Origin of the sequence: Microbacterium sp. Yaish 1 (genome assembly GCF_002245215.1) — a bacterium.
Classification (GTDB): Bacteria; Actinomycetota; Actinomycetes; order Actinomycetales; family Microbacteriaceae; genus Microbacterium.
In genome coordinates, this window is sequence record NZ_NPMR01000001.1 from 1,031,893 (window position 1) to 1,052,810 (window position 20,918).

The following is a 20,918-nucleotide window of genomic DNA, read 5'->3' on the forward strand; positions in this document are numbered from 1 at the left end:
CCCGGGCGTGTCGCAAACCCGGGCGTGTCGCGATATCCGCGTCGCGCCCGGCGCCGTCGCGGCGGGCCCGCCGAGCACGTACCCGCCCCGCGGCCACGCACCTTCTATGGTGCACCCTCGCGGCGACGGTGCGCCCTCGCGGCGCCGGATCGTGTTCAGCGCAGGAGGCCGTGGGAGCGGAGGAACGCGGCGAACGTGGGGCGGGATGCGAGGTGCTCCCAGCCCCAGCGCACCGGGGTCCACCCGGTCGCCGCGACGATGCGGCTCTCGCGCTCGCGCTGGGCGCGCAGCACGTCGCGGGGTGAGCGACCCGCGGTGAGCGCGGGATCGAGGTACTTGCCGTCGCCGTCGAACTCGCCGAAGCGCCGCAGCCGCGGCCACGCGAAGTCGAGGAACGCCCACCGGCCGCCGCCGATCGCGACGGGATGCTGGAGGACAGGCTGCGCGGCGCCGAGCTGCCGCATCCACAGCCGGCTGATGCTCTCCCCCGGCAGCTGCGCCCGGCCGTCGGCGATGGCGGCGACGAAGCGCGCACGCCGGATGCCGCGGGCACCGGGCGCGCGCTCGATGTGCGCTGCCACCGCCGCGGAGAGCGTCTCGGCTGCGTCGTCGTCGTACATACCCCGCCCGCGCCACGCGACCGACCGCAACGCGGCGTCCATCGCAGCCGTCGCGGTCTCCGCCGACTCTGCGCACAGCACGTCGAAGAGCGTCCGGGCGAGATCCGTCGCACGGAGCGAGCCGACCGCGGTGATGTCCGCGGCCGAGACGTCGTGCCGGTGTCGGACAACATCACTGCGGCTCGGGGCCGGCGCCGCGCCGACCTCGAGCGTGTGCACGCGCCCGTCATCACCGCGGTGGACCGGCAGCCCGTGCAGCGCGGCGGCGGTGGCGTGCGAGAAGACCGGCTCGCGGCTCGCCACCGCGGCGAGGGCGTGCGCGCGCAGCCGCATCCGCTCCTCCGGCCGCGCAGCCGCCCAGCGCGCTGCCGGAACGTAGACGCCCCGCCGCACGCGCACGAGCTCTCCCGCCCGGGCGGCACGCTCGAGGGTCGCGGTCTCGCCGCGCACACGTGCATCGCCCCGGAGGATCAGTTCGTCGCGCTCGGTCACTCCCCCACGGTGCCCGCCCGCACCCGCCCCGCATCCCCGGCACCGCACACCCCGTGGACGCCCGCGCCCCTCGCGCCCCGGGGGAGGAATCCCCACCGTCAACGCGAGAACGCACCCTCCCCGCGACCACGCACCATTCACGGTGCGCTCTCGCGGGGAGGGTGCGTTCTCGGCGCGCGGCCTACTGGTTGCCGATGTTCTTGTCGACGTTGTCACGGACCTCGTCGACCTTGCCGTGGTGCTGCTCGGGGACGACCTTCTTCACGGCGTCCGCCGCACCCTGGAGGAACTTGTCGCTGACCTCCTCGGCCTTCTCGCTCTTGAGCGCTTCCTCGATCTTGTCTCGGTTCTGCTCGAACATCTGCTTGCCCTTGTTAATGATGTCGTCGACGCCCATGATCGTCCTTTCGTCGGGTCGATGTACCGCTATGACAGCGCGCCCGTCGGCGCGGCGTCAACAGCTTGCGCACACGCCCGAACGACGACACCCCCCGAACCCGAAGGTCCGAGGGGTGTCGCGAAGGAAGTCGAAAGACTTACTTGATGATCTTGGTCACCGTGCCGGCGCCGACGGTGCGGCCACCCTCACGGATCGCGAAGCCGAGGCCCTCTTCCATGGCGATCGGCTGGATGAGCTCGACCGACATGTCGGTGGTGTCACCGGGCATGACCATCTCGGTGCCCTCGGGCAGCGAGATGACGCCGGTGACGTCCGTGGTGCGGAAGTAGAACTGCGGGCGGTAGTTCGTGTAGAAGGGGTTGTGACGGCCACCCTCCTCCTTCGAGAGGATGTAGGCGGTGCCCTCGAAGTTGGTGTGCGGGGTAACCGAACCCGGCTTCACGACGACCTGGCCGCGCTCGACGTCGTCACGCTTGGTGCCGCGGAGGAGCAGACCACAGTTCTCGCCGGCCCAGGCCTCGTCGAGCTGCTTGTGGAACATCTCGATACCCGTGACCGTGGTCTTCTGCGTCGGGCGGATGCCGACGATCTCGACCTCGGAGTTGATGGCGAGGGTGCCACGCTCGGCGCGACCGGTGACGACGGTTCCACGACCGGTGATCGTGAAGACGTCCTCGACGGGCATGAGGAACGGCTTGTCCTTGTCACGCACCGGGTCGGGGATCGACTCGTCGACGGCGTCCATGAGCTCGACGATCGCGTTGACCCACTTCTCGTCGCCCTCGAGAGCCTTCAGGCCCGAGACGCGGACGACGGGAGCGTTGTCGCCGTCGAAGTCCTGCGACGAGAGGAGCTCGCGGACCTCGAGCTCGACGAGCTCTAGGATCTCCTCGTCGTCGACCATGTCCGACTTGTTGAGCGCGACCAGCAGGTAGGGAACGCCGACCTGCTTGGCGAGCAGGACGTGCTCGCGGGTCTGAGCCATCGGGCCGTCGGTGGCGGCGACCACGAGGATCGCGCCGTCCATCTGAGCGGCACCGGTGATCATGTTCTTGATGTAGTCAGCGTGACCCGGGGCGTCGACGTGAGCGTAGTGACGCTTGGGGGTCTCGTACTCGACGTGCGAGATGTTGATCGTGATACCACGCTGACGCTCTTCGGGCGCCGAGTCGATGGACGCGAAGTCACGCTGCACGTTGGTGGCCGACGGGTACTTGTCGGCGAGCACCTTCGAGATCGCCGCGGTGAGCGTCGTCTTGCCGTGGTCGACGTGACCGATGGTTCCGATGTTGACGTGCGGCTTGGTCCGCTCGAACTTGGCCTTAGCCACTGGGTCCTCCTCAGGACTGTCGTTGTAGATCTCCGGGCGCTGGATTGCGACCGGTTCTCTACGGGGATGTTTTCACTCTAGTAGAGAGGTCGATATTCAGTTTGAGTGGATGCCGGGAGCATGGGCCCCCGGCATCCCGAGGGCTTACTCGCCCTTGTTCTTCTGGACGATCTCGTCGGCCACCGCGCGCGGGACCTCGGAGTAGCTGTCGAACTCCATCGAGTAGACCGCGCGGCCCGAGGTCTTCGAGCGCAGGTCGCCGATGTAGCCGAACATCTCCGACAGCGGGACGAGTGCGCGGACGATCTTGATGCCCGAGCCGTCCTCCATCGACTGGATCTGGCCACGACGCGAGTTCAGGTCGCCGATGACGTCGCCCATGTACTCCTCGGGCGTACGCACCTCGACAGCCATCAGGGGCTCGAGGATGACCGGGTTGGCCTTGCGCAGCGCCTCCTTGAAGCCCATCGAGCCGGCGATCTTGAACGCCATCTCGGACGAGTCGACGTCGTGCGACGCGCCGTCGATGAGGATCGCCTTGACACCCACGATGGGGTAGCCGGCGAGCACGCCGACGTTCATCGCGTCCTGGAAGCCCTGGTTGGTCGGCTCGATGTACTCGCGCGGGATGCGGCCACCGGTGACCTTGTTCTCGAACTCGTACGTCTTGTCGGCCGTGACCTCGAGCGGCTCGATCGCGAACTGGATCTTCGCGAACTGACCCGAACCACCGGTCTGCTTCTTGTGGGTGTAGTCGTGACGCTCGACGGCCTTGCGGATCGTCTCGCGGTACGCGACCTGCGGCTTGCCGACGTTCGCCTCGACGCGGAACTCGCGCTTCATGCGGTCGACGAGGATGTCGAGGTGCAGCTCGCCCATGCCCTTGATGACGGTCTGACCCGTCTCGGGGTTGAGCTCGGTGCGGAACGTCGGGTCCTCTTCGGCGAGCTTCTGGATGGCGACACCCAGCTTCTCCTGGTCGGCCTTGGTCTTCGGCTCGATCGCGACCTCGATGACGGGCTCGGGGAACGTCATCGACTCGAGGACGACGGGCTCGGCCGGGTCGGCGAGGGTGTCACCGGTGGTGGTGTCCTTCAGGCCGATGACGGCGTAGATGTTGCCCGCGGTGAGCGAGTCGACCGGGTTCTCCTTGTTGGCGTGCATCTGGAAGATCTTCCCGATGCGCTCCTTCTTGCCCTTGGTCGAGTTGATGACCTGCGCGCCCGAGTCGAGGTGACCCGAGTACACGCGGACGTAGGTGAGGCGACCGAAGAACGGGTGCACGGCGACCTTGAAGGCCAGCGCCGCGAACGGGTCGTTGGCGTCGGGGTGACGCTCGATGATCTTCTCTTCGTCCTTCGGGTCGTGCGCCTCGATGGCGGGCACGTCGAGGGGCGAAGGGAGGAAGTCGACGACCGCGTCGAGCATGGGCTGCACGCCGCGGTTCTTGAACGCCGAGCCGCAGAGCACCGGGTACAGCTCGCCGGCGACGGTGAGCTTGCGGATGGCGCCCTTGATCTCGGCGACGGTAAGCTCCTCGCCGCCGAAGAACTTCTCGAGCAGCGCGTCGTCGGACTCGGCGACGGTCTCGAGGAGCCGCTGGCGGTACTCGGCGGCCTTGTCGGCGAGGTCTGCCGGGATCTCCTGGATCTCGTACTTGGCGCCCATGGTCACGTCACCCTTGGCGTCGCCGGGCCAGACCAGTGCGCGCATCTCGACGAGGTCGATGACGCCCACGAAGTCGTTCTCGGCGCCGATCGGGAGCTGCAGCACGAGCGGCTTGGCGCCCAGGCGGCTGACGATCGTGTCGACGGTGAAGTAGAAGTCGGCGCCCAGCTTGTCCATCTTGTTGACGAAGCAGATGCGGGGCACGTCGTACTTGTCGGCCTGACGCCAGACGGTCTCGGACTGGGGCTCGACGCCCTCCTTGCCGTCGAAGACCGCCACGGCGCCGTCGAGGACGCGCAGCGAACGCTCGACCTCGACCGTGAAGTCGACGTGGCCGGGGGTGTCGATGATGTTGATCTGGTTCTTGTTCCAGAAGCAGGTCACGGCGGCAGACGTGATCGTGATGCCGCGCTCCTTCTCCTGCTCCATCCAGTCGGTGGTCGAGGCGCCGTCGTGCGTCTCGCCGAGCTTGTGGTTGACGCCCGTGTAGAACAGGATGCGCTCGGTCGTCGTCGTCTTGCCGGCATCGATGTGCGCCATGATGCCGATATTGCGGACCTTGTTGAGGTCGGTGAGCACTTCTTGTGCCACGGGCTGTTCCTTACGTTTGGTCGGGAGCGCCGGCCGGGGAGGTTTCCCCGGCCGGCACCGAGAAGCTGTTTACCAGCGGTAGTGCGCGAAGGCGCGGTTCGACTCGGCCATCTTGTGGGTGTCTTCGCGGCGCTTGACCGCGGCACCGAGGCCGTTCGAGGCGTCGAGGATCTCGTTCTGCAGGCGCTCGGTCATCGTCTTCTCACGACGGCCCTTGGCGTACGAGACGAGCCAGCGCAGCGCGAGCGTGTTCGCGCGGTGCGGCTTGACCTCGACGGGCACCTGGTAGGTCGAGCCACCGACGCGGCGGCTCTTGACCTCGAGGGTCGGGCGGACGTTGTCGAGCGCCTTCTTCAGCGTCGCGACGGCGTCCTGGCCGTTCTTGGCCTCGACACCCTTGAGGGCGGTGTAGACGATCGACTCGGCGATCGACTTCTTGCCGTCGACGAGGATCTTGTTCACGAGCTGCGTGACGATCGGAGCACCGTAGACCGGGTCGTTGACGACGACGCGGCGGGGTGCGGGTCCCTTACGAGGCATCTAACTCAACCCTTCTTCGCGCCGTAGCGGCTGCGAGCCTGCTTACGGTTCTTGACGGCCTGGGTGTCGAGCGCACCGCGGACGATCTTGTAGCGGACACCGGGGAGGTCCTTCACACGACCGCCGCGGACGAGCACGAGCGAGTGCTCCTGCAGGTTGTGGCCCTCGCCGGGGATGTACGCGGTGACCTCGGTGCCGTTGCGGAGCTTGACACGAGCGACCTTGCGCATGGCCGAGTTCGGCTTCTTGGGCGTGGTCGTGTACACGCGGGTGCAGACACCCGCCTGCTGGGGGTTCGCCTTCAGAGCGGGCGCCTTGGTCTTGGTGACCTTCGGCGTGCGGCCCTTGCGAACCAACTGCTGAATGGTTGGCACGTTCTCTCCTTGTAGTGCTGCACGGTGACAGCGTCGTGGTTTCACCACAGATCCACCGGCGCGTCACGAATGCTGCGTTTTCGAAGGGTGGATATGCCGTGGGGGCGTCCTGTTCGCAGAACGATCCCGATTCGCGTGCTCCGCTTCGACCTGACCATCGGACCGAGGCACGACGCAGGGCGCGCACGAGCGCACACCCGATCAATGATACGCCTCTCCGGCGAGGCGGGCAAACGCCGATGGGTGCCGGTGGTATCGGCGTCAGGTTCCCGGGCGCTCGATGCGCAGTTCCGCGTCGCCGAGGAGGAAGCGCTCGCCTGCCGGGGCGTCCGATCCGGGCTCGAGCTCGATCTCGGTGCCGAGGAAGTTGGTCAGCACGACCCCGTTGGTCGAGTGGAGATCGGTGATGTGCCACAGACCCGAACGCAGCTCCAGCCGCGCGTGCGTCTTCGACACGGTGCGCGTGCGGTCCTCGATGGCCACGAGCTGAGCGCGCGGGTAGGCGGGGTCGGGTGCGGGCTGACGACCCACGATCGCGACGTCGCCCGTGAGGGGCATGACCTCGCCGTCGGGCAGGACGAGCTGCCAGTACACCCGGCGCCGCGCGACGACGACGGTGTGGTCGATCTCGCCGTCGTCGGGCCCCTCGGCGCGGCGCAGCTGAGCGGGCACCGCCGCCTCCGCCGTCCGCGGTGCGCCGGCTGCCGGCGCGCTCGCGACGGCCGAGACCTCGTCGGAGAGCTCCGGGAACTCGTCGGGAGTCCGCGCGAAGGCCCGACGGGCGATCGGGGTCGCGGGCACGGCATCCCACGTCCGGCGTCCCGCCCCCACCCCTGCGGCGGAATCCGGGTCGGCGAACGAGGGGATGACCCCCGGGCGATCGGATGCGGCGCGCGAGGGGAACGGCGACGGCGAGATCGCCGAGACGTCGTCGATCTCGGACGGCCAGCGGGCGTCGTCCGAGCCGTCGTCGTCGGCCTCCTCGACCGCTCCGGCGCTGTCGGCGTCCGCGCGGGTCTCCGCGGCCGGCGCGGGGTCGCGGAGGATCGGCTCGCGCGCTTCGCGCGGCGCTGGCTCGGAGAACGCCGGCCGGGCCTCGGGCTGCGCAGGCGCCGGCGCCTGCGGCTGCGACGAGATCGCCGAGGGCGCGGCCGGCGCGACCGGCTCGGCCAGCGGCGCGGTCTCAGCAGCCGCCGCGGGCGCGGGTGCGGCCTGCTCGGCGGCCGGGGCGAAGAGCGCGGCGACGGGGTCGGCATCGGCGGCGACGGATGCCGGCGCCGGAGCGTCTGATGCCGCGGCGGCAGACAGGCCGGCGTCGTGCGTGGCGCGCTCGTGGGCGGCAGACTCGTCCGCGGCGGGCGCGGCAGCGGCAGGCGCGCCGGCGGCAGGCGCCTCAGTGGGGGCGAACGGCGACGGCGGGGCCCACGGCGAGGGCTGCAGGTCGGTCGGCTCCGGCTCGCGTTCGGGAGCGGCTTCACCGCTGGCGGCGAGCGGTTCGGGGCTGAAGTGGCGCGCGGACAGCGTCGGGGTGGCCAGGGTCGGGGGCGCCGCGGGTTCCGGGGTGCGCCGCACTCCGAGAACCGGGTCGTCCTGCTGATCGGAGTCGGACAGCGGCGGTGTGAAGACCCACGGCGGGGGCGCCACCTCGGCGGTGCGCTCCTCTCGCCAGCGCGCGGGCCCCAGCCCCAGGATGCTCGCCCACACGACGAAGAGCAGGGCGGCCAGCACCGTCATACCGGGGCCGACGCCGAAGCCGCGACCGATGCGGTGCGCGGCCATCACCAGCAGCACGTAGACCACGACCGGGCCGGCGACGGGGACGAGACCGATGAGGACGAGCCACGGGCTGAAACCGGCGATGCGCAGCACGACCGCGATGTTCAGCACGGGCACCCATCCCTGCCACGGCTCCTCGTCGGTCTTGCGGAACAGGCCGGCCAGCGCCAGCGCCGTCCAGACGTACAGGACCGCACCCAGCACCGTCGAGAGCACGACGAGGAGGATGAGGAGCGATTCGTTGCCGGAGGTGGTCATCGCATCCCACGATAGAGCCCGCGCGGGCCGGTCACCGTCGTCACGAGTCGCCTCCGCGTTCGGCACCGGGTTCGAAGGGGGCGTCGAGCGATCGGGTGAGCTCGGCGAGCATGGCCTCGATCTGCGGTTCGACGTGCTGCGCCACGGCCGCCTGCACGCGCAGCCGGTGGTGCAGGAGCACGGCGCAGACCTCGCGCCCGATCATGTTGGCGTAGTCGTCGGCGAGACCGACCTCCTGACGCAGGGCGGCCTTCGCCTCGCTGCTGAGCGGCGGGAGCTCGGGCACGGCGTCGTCGGATTCCTGCGCGAGCCCCGAGATCGTGAACAGGAAAGGCGCCCCGGCCACCGGCTCGGGGTCGAGGGGCAACCCCTCGAACTCGGGCTCGAGCCCCTCGGCGGGACGGTAGCTCCGTGCCCGGTTGCGCGCGGCCTGCTGGTCGAGCTCGGCCTGCAGCATCGGCAGGTTCCGCGAGGTGTACTCGGCGACGGCGGCATCCACAATCGCCTTCATCCGCGTCGACAGGCCGTGCTGCACGCCATGCGGCACGTCCGATCCGAGTCCCACCGCAGACAGGACGGGCGAGCCGATGCATCGACGACAGGGAGCGACCCGCCCTCGGTGGGTCGCCGGCTGCCAGCGCGGCAGCCAGCGCAGCCAGGCATCCACCGCCTGGCTGACCTGGGTCTCGAGCGACCGCTCCACGGGGCTATTGTCGCCGATCCCGGCCGGTGGCGCGGGGATTTCGCGTCATTCGTCCTCGTCGCGTTCCCAGGCCCACCGCGGCGGCGTCGCCCGCGTCCGCACCAGCGCGACGGCCGACCATCCCGATATGGCCGCCGCGGCGACGAGCAGCATCCCGAACCACGACACCGCGAACCCGCCGGCGGCGGCGAGGGCACGAGCCGGGTCGACCCCCACGACCAGCGCGGACGCGACCAGGCCCGCGAGGTACGACAGCAGCGCGATGACCCCCGTGAGGACGGAGATGGCATACGACGGATGCGGCGCCCGCAGCGCGACGGTCAGCGTGAGCGCGATCGCGACGACGGCTGCGGCGAAGCCGACGGCGCCGGGGATCGGCCCGAGCCCGCGGACCGCGACGACGTCCTGACCGGTCACCAGGCTCAGGATGCCCAAGCCGCAGATGGCGAGCGCCCCGAAGCCCACGACCGCGAAAGCGGTGGCGAGCCCGGGGCGCATTCCGCCGGAGGCAGTGGTCATCAGTAGCGGTGCAGCTGCGGTCCCGCCTCGAGCGTGCGCTCGTACTCGCGCTGCGCCTCGGCGTTGAGCTCGGTGACCCGACGACCGCGGGCGGCGACCCAGGCGCCGAACCAGATCGTCAGCTCGCGGCCGGCGACCAGTGCGACGAGCGCCAGCGGAGCGAAGGCCTGCTCACCCACGATCGTGAGCGCCTGGCTCGGCGCGATCGTCCAGAAGGGCGCCTGGAAGAGCTGTCCCGCGATGTGTCCGGCATAGGACGCCAGACCCACCAGGAGGCCGAGCAGGACCCAGAGGCCCCAGCGGCCGCGGTTGATGAAGGCGCCCAGGATCCAGAACGCCAGGAAGAACACGACGACGGGAACCCAGAGCCACCAGGAGGTGGCGGCCGCGAGAGCCTGCTCGCCGATGTTCGCGGTCGTGACCTCGCCGCGGACGGCGTCGATACCCAGCGCCGCTCCGAGGTAGATCAGGGCGAAGGCGATGGCGGCGAGGAGGCCGATGGCCCCGGCCGCGCCGCGGTTGCCGCGCGGCGTCGGCGCCTCGGGCGCCTGCACGAAGATCGGCTGCGGGCTCGGAGCTGCAGCCGCCGGGGTCTCGGCGACGGGCTCGCTCGCGCTCACCGTGCTCGTGCGCTCGGCGTCGTCGGCACGGTAGGCCCGCGTCGCGGTGTCGCTGGCGGCTGCGCCCGCGGCGCCACCGGCGGCCGTGGTGCCGGCGGCCGTGGTGCCGGCCGCGGCAGCATCGGCATCGCGATCCGCGGGGGTCGTGTCGCCGTCGCGCGGGGTGTCCCACTCGCTCGGCGAGTTCCAGCTGTCGGAGGTCGCGGACGAGCCGACGGTGTCGGTGCGCTCGTCGCGCGCGGCGGCGTCGAGCCGGGCGGCATCGGCGTCGGAGGTCGTGCGATCGGCCGCGGGTCGTTCTGCGTCGTCGGCGCTCGCGGACCGCTCGGGCAGAGTCCCGGAGCCGGCGTAGGCGGCATCCCAGTCATCGGCCGAGACCGCATCGCGCGACGCCTCGGCGTCGGCGAGCCCTGCCCGGGCGCTGCCCACGACGTCGTCCACCGGCTTCGGCTCGTCGACCGGCTCGCCGTACTTGGGGTCGCTCATGCGATGTGCTCCTCACGCGGTGGCCGGTGCCGCCGCAGAGGCGAGGATATCCCGGCGATGCGGGCGCGCCGGGGAGGCGTGCCGACGTGTCTGCGCACCCGTCCGGGCGGCCGGACGTATCGTCGTCCCATGACCTCGCGCGCCCTCCCCCGCCTCGCGCCCGCCGCCCTGCTCGTCGCGGTCGCGCTGCTCGCGGGCTGCGCCCCCGAGCCCGGCACCGGCGCGGCCGCGACGCCGGAAGCGACTGCGCCGAGCGACGCCCCGGCCCCGACCCCCGCGATGACCGTTTCCGCCGAAGCGGGCGGACCGCCGCCGGCGGCATCCGGCTCGGTCGTGTCGACCACGGTGCTGCCGCGCGACTGCGCCGGCATCCTCGGAGCCCCCGCCCGGGCCGCGCTCACTGCCGTGCCCCTGAACGACCCGAGCTTCGGCGAGAGCGGTACCCGGCCAGACGGATCGCTGCGCTGCGTCTGGGCCGACCCCGCCGCCGACACCGCGAAGATCGAGACCACGATCGCCTACGCCGAGCGCAATCCCGTGATCGACTTCTTCAACGAGCTCACCGGCATCGGGTTCACCTGTTACGAACCGGCCGGGGGCGTGCGCTGCGAGAAGACCTGGCAGAACGCGCGTTACCCCGTGACCGACGGGCGGACGCTGTTCTTCCGCGACGGCGTGCTGATCGACACGCAGTTCTCGCACCTCGCGCCCGAGGGCTACACGACCGGGATCATCGCGTCGCTGTGGCCCGCGGGGGCCGCCACCCCCGCTCCCTGAGGTGTTGCTCGGCCGCGGTGCTCGCGCCGGATCAGTCGTCCGCGGCGAAGACCGCGTTGCCCACGCGGCTCGCGTACTGCTCGGGATGCCAGGCCGACTGCGACGTCGAGACCCAGTGCCCCTCCCCCGCCTCGATCGTCTCGACGAGTTCGCCGTCGGTGCGCGAACAAAGGGTTCGCACGCCGCTCTCGTCGCACGTGAATCCCAGAGCGGGCAGAGCGGATGCCGCGATCGAACCGGCATCCGTTCCCACCGACCCGACGGTGGTCGAGATCGAGCCGGCGTCCGAGGTCCAGACGCACGTGAAACGCACCTGGGGGGCGAGGGCCTCCACGAGGGCGACCGCCGTCGAGGCGGGGGCGTCCGAGGTCTGCTCGAGCTGCGCGCCGGGTGAGTACTGCAGGGTCACCCACAGCGCCTCGGGGTACAGGTCACGGCACTCCTGGGGCCCGTCGGCCGCGGCCGCCCCACCGGCACCGGCGCTTCCGCCGAGGAGCCCCATCCCCGTCGTGACCAGCGGGACCGTCAACACCGCGAGCGCGCCGATCACGCCGGCGCAGATGACGCCGACGATCCAGGCGAAGACGACGTTCCGACCCCCGATGCGTGCCACCTCTCCACGCTAATCCGGTGGCGACGACTCGGACCGACCGACACGACGAAGGGCCCCGGGACATGCCCGGGGCCCTTCGTGGGATCAGCGATCGATCAGTTGTAGCTGGTGAAGTCGCCGTCGGTGGAGAAGCTGTCGAAGTCGACGTAGCTCAGGTCGGCGTCGCTGTATGCGCCGTCCGACGCGAAGATGCGGTTGGGGTACCGCTCGCTCTTCGCCTCCTCCGTCGCCTCGACGGCCACGTTGCGGTACTTCGCAAGGCCCGTTCCGGCGGGGATGAGCTTTCCGATGATGACGTTCTCCTTGAGGCCGACGAGCGGGTCGCTCTTGCCCTCCATGGCCGCCTGCGTGAGGACGCGGGTGGTCTCCTGGAACGATGCGGCCGACAGCCACGACTCCGTCGCGAGCGACGCCTTCGTGATACCCATCAGCTCGGGACGACCCGACGCGGGGCGCTTGCCCTCGCCGACCGCCTCGCGGTTGATCTGCTGGTAGCGCTTGAAGTCCACCAGCTCACCCGGCAGCAGCGTCGTGTCGCCGTGGTCGACCACGGTGACCTTCCGCAGCATCTGACGGACGATGACCTCGATGTGCTTGTCATGGATCGGCACACCCTGCGAGCGGTAGACGCCCTGCACGCCGCCGACGAGGTACTTCTGCACCTCGCGGGCACCCTGCACGCGCATGATGTCCTTCGGGTCGAGCGTGCCGACCTGAAGCGGGTCGCCGACCTCGACGTGCTGGCCGTCCTCGACGAGGAGGGTCGCACGCTTGAGGACCGGGTAGACCACGGGCTCGTCGCCGTTGTCGGGCGTGATGATGATCTTCTTCGACTTCTCGGTCTCGTCGATCGTCACGCGGCCGGTGACCTCGGAGATCGGGGACGCACCCTTGGGGGTACGGGCCTCGAAGAGCTCCTGCACGCGGGGCAGACCCTGCGTGATGTCGTCGGCCGAAGCCGAACCACCGGTGTGGAAGGTACGCATCGTCAGCTGGGTACCGGGCTCACCGATCGACTGGGCGGCGATGATGCCGACCGCCTCGCCGATGTCGACGATCTTGCCGGTGGCCAGCGAACGGCCGTAGCACTTCGCGCAGACGCCGACGGCGGAGTCGCAGGTCAGGACCGAGCGGACCTTGATGGAGGTCACCCCGCCCTCGACGAGCTTGTTGATCAGCACGTCGCCCACGTCGTCGCCGGCCGCGGCCAGCACCTCGCCCGAGGGCGAGACGGCGTCGGCCGCCAGGGTACGCGCGAACACCGAGTTCTCGACGTTCGCGTCCTTGATGAGGGCGCCGTCGGCACCGGCTGCGGCGATCGGGAGCTCGAGGCCCTTCGAGGTGCCGCAGTCGTCCTCGCGGATGATGACGTCCTGCGAGACGTCCACCAGACGACGGGTCAGGTAACCCGAGTCGGCGGTACGCAGGGCCGTGTCGGCCAGACCCTTACGGGCACCGTGCGTCGCGGTGAAGTACTCCGCCACCGACAGCCCCTCGCGGTACGAGGAGATGATCGGACGCGGCATGATCTCACCCTTGGTGTTGTTGACCAGGCCTCGGATACCGGCGATGTTACGGATCTGCAGCCAGTTACCACGGGCGCCCGACGAGACCATGCGGTTGATGGTGTTCTCGGCGGGGAAGTTCGCCTTCATGGCGGCCTGGACCTCGTCGGTCGCCTCGGTCCAGATCTTGATCTGCTCCTGGCGACGCTCGGCGTCGGTCACGAGACCCTTCTCGAACTGGCCCTGGACCTTCGACGCGAGCTTCTCGTACTTCGAGATGATCTCGGCCTTGTTCGGCGGCGTCAGGACGTCGCTGAGCGCCACGGTGACGCCCGAACGGGTCGCCCAGTGGAAGCCGGCGTCCTTGATCCGGTCGAGGGATGCCGCGACCTCGGTCTTCGGGTACTCCTCGGCCAGCTTGTTGACGATCTGCGACAGCTTGCCCTTGTCGGCCTGCTCGCGGACGAACGGGTAGCCCTTGGGCAGGGTGTCGTTGAAGATCGCCTGTCCGAGCGAAGCGTCGACCAGACCGTGGCGCTCGTAGCCCTCGGGGGCGTCGCCCTCGAGGAACGCGAGACCGGGGATGCGGATGCGGACCTTGGCCTGCAGGTCGAGGGTGCCCTCGTCCTTCGCCAGGATCGCCTCGCCGACCGAGCCGAACACGCGGCCCTCGCCCTTGGCACCCTCGATGACCGTGGTCAGGTGGTGCAGACCGATGATCATGTCCTGCGAGGGCAGGGTGACCGGACGGCCGTCCGAGGGCTTGAGGATGTTGTTCGACGCGAGCATCAGGATGCGGGCCTCGGCCTGAGCCTCGACCGAGAGCGGCAGGTGGACGGCCATCTGGTCACCGTCGAAGTCCGCGTTGAACGCGGCGCACACGAGCGGGTGCAGCTGGATCGCCTTGCCCTCGACGAGCTGGGGCTCGAAGGCCTGGATGCCCAGGCGGTGCAGGGTGGGTGCACGGTTGAGCAGCACGGGGCGCTCGCGGATGATCTCCTCGAGCACATCCCAGACCTCGGGACGCGTGCGCTCGACGGCGCGCTTGGCCGCCTTGATGTTCTGCGAGTGACCGAGGTCGATCAGGCGCTTGATGACGAACGGCTTGAAGAGCTCGAGAGCCATCTGCTTGGGCAGACCGCACTGGTGCAGCTTCAGCTGGGGTCCGACGATGATGACCGAACGACCCGAGTAGTCGACGCGCTTTCCGAGCAGGTTCTGACGGAAACGTCCCTGCTTTCCCTTGAGCATGTCGGACAGGGACTTCAGCGCCCGGTTGCCGGTACCGGTGACGGGGCGACCGCGACGGCCGTTGTCGAACAGCGCGTCGACGGCCTCCTGCAGCATCCGCTTCTCGTTGTTGACGATGATCTCGGGAGCCCCGAGGTCGATCAGACGACGCAGACGGTTGTTGCGGTTGATCACGCGGCGGTACAGGTCGTTGAGGTCGGAGGTCGCGAAGCGGCCACCGTCGAGCTGGACCATCGGACGAAGCTCCGGCGGGATCACCGGGACGACGTCGAGCACCATCGAGGCCGGCGACATGCCGGTCTGCAGGAACGAGTTGACGACCTTCAGGCGCTTGATCGCACGGATCTTGCGCTGGCCCTTGCCCTCGGAGATCTGCAGGTGCAGCGAGTCGGCCTCGGCGGCCAGGTCGAACGACGCGAGGCGGCGCTGGATGCCCTCGGCGCCCATGTAGGCCTCGAAGTACTGACCGAAGCGGTCCTGCAGCTCGTGGAAGACGTCGTCCTCCTGCTTGAGCTGGCCGACCTCGAGCGAGCGGAACTCCTCCCACACCCGCTCGAGGCGCGAGATCTGCTCGTCGAAGTTCTTGCGGACCGTCGCCATGTCCTTCTCGGCGGAGTCCTTGGCCTTCTTCTTCTGGTCGGCCTTGGCGCCGTCGGCCTCGAGGGTCGCGAGCTCCTCCTCCAGCTTGGCCAGACGCGACGCCACGCGGGCGTCACGGCGGTCGCCGAGGTTCTTGATCTCGAGGCGGAGGTTGTTCTCGTGCGTGGGGAGGTCGCGGTGACGCGCATCCTCATCGACCGAGATGACCATGTACGCGGCGAAGTAGATGACCTTCTCGAGGTCCTTCGGCGCCATGTCGAGCAGGTACCCGAGGCGCGAGGGTACGCCCTTGAAGTACCAGATGTGGGTCACCGGAGCGGCGAGCTCGATGTGGCCCATGCGCTCACGACGGACCGAGGACTTGGTGACCTCGACGCCGCAGCGCTCGCAGACGATGCCCTTGAAGCGGACGCGCTTGTACTTTCCGCAGGCGCACTCCCAGTCGCGGGAGGGGCCGAAGATCTGCTCGCCGAAGAGGCCGTCCTTCTCGGGCTTGAGCGTGCGGTAGTTGATGGTTTCGGGCTTCTTGACCTCGCCGAAGGACCAACGACGGATGTCGTCAGCAGTGGCCAGGCCGATGCGAAGCTGATCGAAGGTGTGTGACTCGAGCACTGATTCTCCTGTGTCGGAATTCTGTTCGTTGCCTGGCCGGATCAGATCTCGTCGATCGACGAGGACTCGAAGCGGCTGGAGATGTTGATGCCGAGCTCCTCCGCTGCGCGGAAGGCCTCGTCATCGGTGTCGCGGAGGTTGACCTCGGTGCCGTCGGCCGAGAGGACCTCGACGTTCAGGCAGAGCGACTGCATCTCCTTCATGAGCACCTTGAACGACTCGGGGATGCCGGGCTCCTGGATGTTCTCGCCCTTGACGATGGCCTCGTAGACCTTCACGCGACCGACGATGTCGTCGGACTTGATCGTCAGGAGCTCCTGGAGGGCGTACGCGGCGCCGTAGGCCTCGAGGGCCCACACCTCCATCTCACCGAAGCGCTGGCCACCGAACTGCGCCTTACCACCGAGCGGCTGCTGGGTGATCATCGAGTACGGGCCCGTCGAGCGCGCGTGGATCTTGTCGTCGACGAGGTGGTGGAGCTTCAGGATGTACATGTAGCCGACCGAGATCGGAGCCGGGAACGGCTCGCCGGAGCGACCGTCGAACAGCTTCGTCTTGCCCGAGGAGTCGATGAGACGCTCACCGTCGCGGGTGAGGTTCGTCGAGTCGAGGAGCCCGGCGATCTCAGACTCGAAGGCGCCGTCGAACACGGGGGTCGCGACCTTCGTGCCGGGAGCGGCCTCGCGGGCGATCTCGGGCAGGCGCTCGGCCCACTCGGGGTTGCCCTCGACCTTCCAGCCCTGCGCGGCGATCCAGCCGAGGTGCAGCTCGAGGACCTGGCCGAAGTTCATTCGACCCGGGATTCCGAGCGGGTTCAGCACGACGTCGACCGGCGTGCCGTCGGCGAGGAAGGGCATGTCCTCGACGGGGAGGATCTTCGCGATGACACCCTTGTTGCCGTGGCGTCCGGCGAGCTTGTCGCCCTCGGTGATCTTGCGCTTCTGGGCGATGTAGACCACGACGCGGCGGTTGACGCCCGAGCCGAGCTCGTCGTCGCCGTCCTCGGCGTTGAACTCCTTGACCGCGATGATCGTGCCCTGCTCACCGTGAGGCACCTTCAGCGACGTGTCGCGGACCTCGCGGCTCTTCTCGTTGAAGATCGCGCGGAGCAGGCGCTCCTCGGCCGACAGCTCGGTCTCGCCCTTGGGCGTGACCTTGCCGACGAGGATGTCGCCGGGGCGGACCTCGGCGCCGATGCGGATGATGCCGCGCTCGTCGAGGTCCTTCAGCAGGTCGGGCGCGACGTTGGGGAGGTCACGGGTGATCTCCTCCTTGCCGAGCTTGGTGTCGCGGGCGTCGACCTCGTACTCCTCGATGTGGATCGAGGAGAGCGTGTCGTTCTTCACGAGCTCCTGGCTGAGGATGATCGCGTCCTCGAAGTTGTGGCCCTCCCACGTCATGAACGCGACGAGGAGGTTCTTGCCGAGCGCGAGCTCGCCGTTCTCCGTGGCGGGACCGTCGGCGATGACCTCGCCGACCTCGACACGCTCACCGGCCGAGACCACGACGCGCTGGTTGTACGACGTGCCCTGGTTCGAACGGTCGAACTTGCGGAGGAAGTAGTCCTGCGTGCCGCCCTCGTCGAGCTGCACCGTGACGACGTCGGCCGAGACCTCGGAGACGACACCGGCCTTCTGCGCGGTGATGACGTCGCCGGCGTCGATCGCGGCGTAGCCCTCCATACCGGTTCCGACCAGCGGCGAGTCGCTGCGCAGCAGCGGCACGGCCTGACGCTGCATGTTCGCACCCATGAGGGCGCGGTTCGCGTCGTCGTGCTCGAGGAAGGGGATGAGCGAGGTCGCCACCGACACCATCTGGCGCGGCGAGACGTCCATGTAGCCGATCTCCTCGTTCGGGAAGAGGTCGACCTCGCCGCCCTTGCCGCGACGGGCGAGGACGCGGTCGGCCACGAACGAGCCGTCCTTGTTGAGCTCGACACCGGCCTGCGCGACGACGTAGTCGTTCTCCTCGCTGGCGGTGAGGTAGTCGATCTCGTCGGTGACCTTGCCGTCGACGACGCGACGGTACGGGGTCTCGATGAAGCCGAACGCGTTGATGCGCGCGAACGAGGCGAGCGAGCCGATCAGACCGATGTTCGGGCCTTCCGGCGTCTCGATCGGGCACATGCGGCCGTAGTGCGAGGGGTGGACGTCGCGGACCTCGACGCCGGCGCGCTCACGCGACAGACCGCCGGGGCCGAGCGCCGACAGGCGGCGCTTGTGGGTCAGACCTGCGAGCGGGTTGTTCTGGTCCATGAACTGCGACAGCTGCGAGGTTCCGAAGAACTCCTTGATCGCGGCGACGACGGGGCGCACGTTGATCAGGGTCTGCGGCGTGATCGCCTCGATGTCCTGCGTGGTCATGCGCTCGCGGACGACGCGCTCCATGCGCGACAGACCCGTGCGGACCTGGTTCTGGATGAGCTCGCCGACGGCGCGGATACGACGGTTGCCGAAGTTGTCGATGTCGTCGGTGTCGAGGCGGATCTCGGCGGGCTTGCCGTCGCGGACGCCCTCGAAGGTGGCGTCGCCGCGGTGCAGGCGAACCAGGTACTTGATGGTCGCGACGATGTCGGCGACGGTGAGCACCGACTCCTCGATCGGGGTGTCGAGACCCAGCTTCTGGTTGATCTTGTAGCGGCCGACCTTGGCGAGGTCGTAGCGCTTGGCGTTGAAGTAGAAGTTGTCGAGGAGCGCGCGGGCTGCCTCGGCGGCGACCTGCTCGCCCGGACGGAGCTTGCGGTAGATGTCGCGGAGCGCGTCCTCCTTGGTGAGGATCGTGTCCTTCGCGAGGGTCTCCTCGATCGAGTCGTACCCGGCGAACTCGGCCATGATGTCTTCGCTGGTCAGGCCCAGGGCCTTGAGGAAGACGGTGACCGACTGCTTGCGCTTGCGGTCGATGCGGACGCCGACCTGGTCGCGCTTGTCGATCTCGAACTCGAGCCACGCACCGCGCGAGGGGATGACGCGCGCCGAGACGATGTCCTTGTCGGAGGTCTTGTCGGGCGTCTTGTCGAAGTAGACACCGGGCGAACGCACGAGCTGCGACACGACGACGCGCTCGGTGCCGTTGATGATGAAGGTGCCCTTGCCGGTCTGGAGCGGGAAGTCGCCCATGAAGACCGTCTGGGTCTTGATCTCACCGGTGAGGTGGTTCATGAACTCGGCCTCGACGTAGAGCGGGGCCGCGTAGGTCTTGCCGCGCTCCTTGCACTCCTCGATGGAGTACTTCTCGGGCTCGAGGTAAGGGTTGGTGAACGACAGCTGCATCGTCTCGCCGAGGTCCTCGATGGGCGAGATCTCCTCGAAGATCTCCTCGAGGCCGCTCTGGAGGGCGACGTCGGTGCGGCCGGCGGCCTGCGCCTCGGCGAGGCGGGCCTTCCAGGCGTCGTTGCCGACGAGCCAGTCGAAAGACTCCGTCTGCAGCGCCAGCAGGTCGGGGACCGTCAGCTTGTCGGAGATCTTCGCGAACGAGAGGCGGGAAGCGCCGCGACCGTTCTTGGGGGTGGTGGTGGATGCGTTGCTCGCAGCAGCCAAGGGGATTACCTCCGTGGCCCGGGTGGGGCCGGTTCCTTGTCGTCAGGTGGAGTGCTCCCGGTCCGAGCTCGCGCGTCTCACGCCGTACGACGGGGCGGAATCGCGCAGAGCACAAGCCGACCACCATATGAGGGCAAGGGGACGGGAGCGCAACTACCAACTATAGGCGCCGCGACGCGCCATGTCCAGCACAATCCTTGACGACCCCCGGATGCTGCGGTATAAATGCGCGCCACCCGGCGGCGCGATCACTCCCACGCCCAGCTCGAGAGCACGGTCTCGGCGAGGCGACGGCGGTCGTCATCGCTCGTGTCGGCCGGCGAAGCGAAGGTGATGACGAACGTCTGTTCGTCGCGCGTGGCGTAGTACTGATCGATCACCGTCTCCGCACCGTCCTGGGCGAGGGTCGCCACGAGGTGCGCCGACTCGCTCCCGGCGATGTCGACGCGATCCTCCAGCGAGACGTCGGTGGCCCCGACCGCCTCGAGGCTCGCCGCCCCGTCCGCCTCGACGTCGGCGGCGGTGATGACGCCGGGCGAGACGACGACGCTGATGTAGCGGCTGTCGGCATCCGCGGACTCCGACACGAAGACGTCGACCTGGCCGTCCGTCGGGTCCTGCGAGGGGATCGACCACCCCGCGGGGACGGTGAAGCTGTACCCGCTCCCCCGCACGGTCTCACCGGGACCGGCGTCGGCCGACGCGCTGCTCGTGGGCGCCGGACTCGCCGGCGCCGAGCCCGAGACCGAGGGCTCGCCGGATCCGCCCGCCGGCCGCGCGTCGCACGCCACGAGGAGCAGCGCCGCCGAGACGAGCGCGGCGGCGATCGGAGCGATCCGGGAGCGCATCATGCCTCACACGGTAGGCGAATCCGCCGCGCCGGCACTCCCCTTGACACGCGAACGCGCCGCCCGCTGCGGGAGCGGACGGCGCGTTGCGGGAGTGAGGATCAGGCCCACGCCCACGAGGCGAGGACGGCGTCGTAGACGGCCGCACGGTCGGCCTCCGAGACGTCCGGGCTGAACGAGAAGGTCACGACGTAGGTCTGGTCGTCGTGCGAGGGGTAGAACTGGTCGACGTTGTAGGTGACGTCCTGCTGCGTGACGGATGCCGTGATGTGAGCCGATTCGCCGCCGGCGATCGAGGTGCGCTCCTGGACGGTGACGTCGGTCGCGCCGGCCTGCCCCTCGAGCTCCTCGACACCGTACTTCTCGACGTCGTCGGCGGAGATCGCCTGCGGCGCGGGCGAGAGCACGACGTTGACGTTGTCGGCGAAGGTCGCGGAGGGGTCGGAGAGATCGGCGACGAACACGTCGACCTGCTCCATGCCGGGGAGCTCCTGCTCGGGGATCGCCCATCCCTCGGGAACCGAGAAGCTGTAGCCGGTGCCCGTGATCATCTCGCCGGAGGCCGGCGCGACATCGGGAGCGCTGGCTGCGGGAGCGGACGACGACGACGACGGGGCGGACGATGCGCCGGCGTCCCCCGACGCCGCGGTGTCGCCCGCCTGCCCGCCGCATCCGGCGAGGAGAAGAGCCGCGGAGACGAGCAGCGCGGCGGATGTGGTGGTCTTGGTGCGAGTCATGGCATCGACGCTAGGGGACCCGCCGCATCCGCACGCGGTCTTGACACGGGGAGTTCTCCCCC

16 protein-coding genes are annotated in these 20,918 nt (G+C 69.3%); 1 reads left to right on the plus strand and 15 read right to left on the minus strand.

What is annotated here, in order from left to right; all coding sequences use genetic code 11:
• Window positions 1-155: 155 nt before the first annotated feature.
• The 10 genes from CI089_RS04890 to CI089_RS04935 all read right to left on the minus strand — a co-directional run bounded on the left by CI089_RS04890 (window position 156) and on the right by CI089_RS04935 (window position 10,377).
• Complete coding sequence (locus CI089_RS04890) at window positions 156-1,112, minus strand: hypothetical protein (protein ID WP_094260498.1); 957 nt, start codon at window positions 1,110-1,112, stop codon at window positions 156-158.
• A 181-nt stretch (window positions 1,113-1,293) separates the two neighbouring features.
• Window positions 1,294-1,509 (minus strand): Rv0909 family putative TA system antitoxin, encoded by a 216-nt coding sequence (locus CI089_RS04895; RefSeq protein WP_094260499.1) that lies wholly within the window; start codon window positions 1,507-1,509, stop codon window positions 1,294-1,296.
• Window positions 1,510-1,648: 139 nt separating this feature from the next.
• The gene (gene tuf / locus CI089_RS04900; RefSeq protein ID WP_023954029.1) at window positions 1,649-2,842 is read right to left on the minus strand and encodes an elongation factor Tu; all 1,194 of its coding nucleotides are present in this window, start codon (window positions 2,840-2,842) and stop codon (window positions 1,649-1,651) included.
• 144 nt (window positions 2,843-2,986) lie between these two features.
• Entirely contained in the window at window positions 2,987-5,101 is a 2,115-nt protein-coding gene (fusA, locus tag CI089_RS04905) for an elongation factor G (RefSeq protein ID WP_064955471.1), read from the minus strand.
• Between the two features lie 69 nt (window positions 5,102-5,170).
• Window positions 5,171-5,641: a 30S ribosomal protein S7 gene (gene rpsG, locus CI089_RS04910; RefSeq protein WP_023954027.1), complete on the minus strand. Its 471-nt coding sequence runs from the start codon at window positions 5,639-5,641 to the stop codon at window positions 5,171-5,173.
• Window positions 5,642-5,646: 5 nt separating this feature from the next.
• Window positions 5,647-6,015, minus strand: coding sequence for a 30S ribosomal protein S12 (gene rpsL, locus CI089_RS04915; protein ID WP_005050525.1), 369 nt, complete (start codon window positions 6,013-6,015; stop codon window positions 5,647-5,649).
• Between the two features lie 261 nt (window positions 6,016-6,276).
• Window positions 6,277-8,049 (minus strand): DUF5684 domain-containing protein, encoded by a 1,773-nt coding sequence (locus tag CI089_RS04920; RefSeq protein ID WP_094261242.1) that lies wholly within the window; start codon window positions 8,047-8,049, stop codon window positions 6,277-6,279.
• A gap of 40 nt (window positions 8,050-8,089) precedes the next feature.
• Window positions 8,090-8,752, minus strand: coding sequence for a spermidine/putrescine ABC transporter substrate-binding protein (locus CI089_RS04925; RefSeq protein WP_094260500.1), 663 nt, complete (start codon window positions 8,750-8,752; stop codon window positions 8,090-8,092).
• Between the two features lie 45 nt (window positions 8,753-8,797).
• Window positions 8,798-9,271, minus strand: a complete 474-nt coding sequence (locus CI089_RS04930) for a hypothetical protein (protein WP_094260501.1) — start codon at window positions 9,269-9,271, stop codon at window positions 8,798-8,800.
• The gene (locus tag CI089_RS04935; protein ID WP_094260502.1) at window positions 9,271-10,377 is read right to left on the minus strand and encodes a hypothetical protein; all 1,107 of its coding nucleotides are present in this window, start codon (window positions 10,375-10,377) and stop codon (window positions 9,271-9,273) included. The genes CI089_RS04930 and CI089_RS04935 overlap by 1 nt, the downstream gene beginning before the upstream one ends.
• A gap of 129 nt (window positions 10,378-10,506) precedes the next feature.
• Here CI089_RS04935 and CI089_RS04940 point away from each other — a divergent pair, with 129 nt between their 5' ends.
• Complete coding sequence (locus CI089_RS04940; protein ID WP_094260503.1) at window positions 10,507-11,154, plus strand: hypothetical protein; 648 nt, start codon at window positions 10,507-10,509, stop codon at window positions 11,152-11,154.
• 31 nt (window positions 11,155-11,185) lie between these two features.
• On the opposite strand, the gene CI089_RS04945 is transcribed toward CI089_RS04940, so the two are convergent.
• The 5 genes from CI089_RS04945 to CI089_RS04965 form a co-directional block, all read right to left on the minus strand.
• Entirely contained in the window at window positions 11,186-11,767 is a 582-nt protein-coding gene (locus CI089_RS04945; RefSeq protein WP_094260504.1) for a hypothetical protein, read from the minus strand.
• A gap of 95 nt (window positions 11,768-11,862) precedes the next feature.
• Complete coding sequence (gene rpoC / locus CI089_RS04950; protein ID WP_023954013.1) at window positions 11,863-15,735, minus strand: DNA-directed RNA polymerase subunit beta'; 3,873 nt, start codon at window positions 15,733-15,735, stop codon at window positions 11,863-11,865.
• 41 nt (window positions 15,736-15,776) lie between these two features.
• On the minus strand, window positions 15,777-19,271 hold the full coding sequence (gene rpoB / locus CI089_RS04955; protein WP_023954011.1) for a DNA-directed RNA polymerase subunit beta: 3,495 nt from the start codon (window positions 19,269-19,271) through the stop codon (window positions 15,777-15,779).
• A 248-nt stretch (window positions 19,272-19,519) separates the two neighbouring features.
• Window positions 19,520-20,122 (minus strand): hypothetical protein, encoded by a 603-nt coding sequence (locus tag CI089_RS04960; protein ID WP_094260505.1) that lies wholly within the window; start codon window positions 20,120-20,122, stop codon window positions 19,520-19,522.
• A 98-nt stretch (window positions 20,123-20,220) separates the two neighbouring features.
• Window positions 20,221-20,856, minus strand: a complete 636-nt coding sequence (locus CI089_RS04965) for a hypothetical protein (protein ID WP_094260506.1) — start codon at window positions 20,854-20,856, stop codon at window positions 20,221-20,223.
• Window positions 20,857-20,918 lie beyond the last annotated feature (62 nt).

Bases quoted from the DNA above. Each gene is read 5' to 3' on its own strand.
- CI089_RS04895 (WP_094260499.1), bottom strand. From the start codon at position 1,509: ATGGGCGTCGACGACATCATTAACAAGGGCAAGCAGATGTTCGAGCAG.
- CI089_RS04965 (WP_094260506.1), bottom strand. From the start codon at position 20,856: ATGACTCGCACCAAGACCACCACATCCGCCGCGCTGCTCGTCTCCGCG.
- CI089_RS04935 (WP_094260502.1), bottom strand. From the start codon at position 10,377: ATGAGCGACCCCAAGTACGGCGAGCCGGTCGACGAGCCGAAGCCGGTG.
- rpsG (WP_023954027.1), bottom strand. From the start codon at position 5,641: ATGCCTCGTAAGGGACCCGCACCCCGCCGCGTCGTCGTCAACGACCCG.
- CI089_RS04920 (WP_094261242.1), bottom strand. From the start codon at position 8,049: ATGACCACCTCCGGCAACGAATCGCTCCTCATCCTCCTCGTCGTGCTC.
- CI089_RS04960 (WP_094260505.1), bottom strand. From the start codon at position 20,122: ATGATGCGCTCCCGGATCGCTCCGATCGCCGCCGCGCTCGTCTCGGCG.
- CI089_RS04940 (WP_094260503.1), top strand. From the start codon at position 10,507: ATGACCTCGCGCGCCCTCCCCCGCCTCGCGCCCGCCGCCCTGCTCGTC.
- CI089_RS04930 (WP_094260501.1), bottom strand. From the start codon at position 9,271: ATGACCACTGCCTCCGGCGGAATGCGCCCCGGGCTCGCCACCGCTTTC.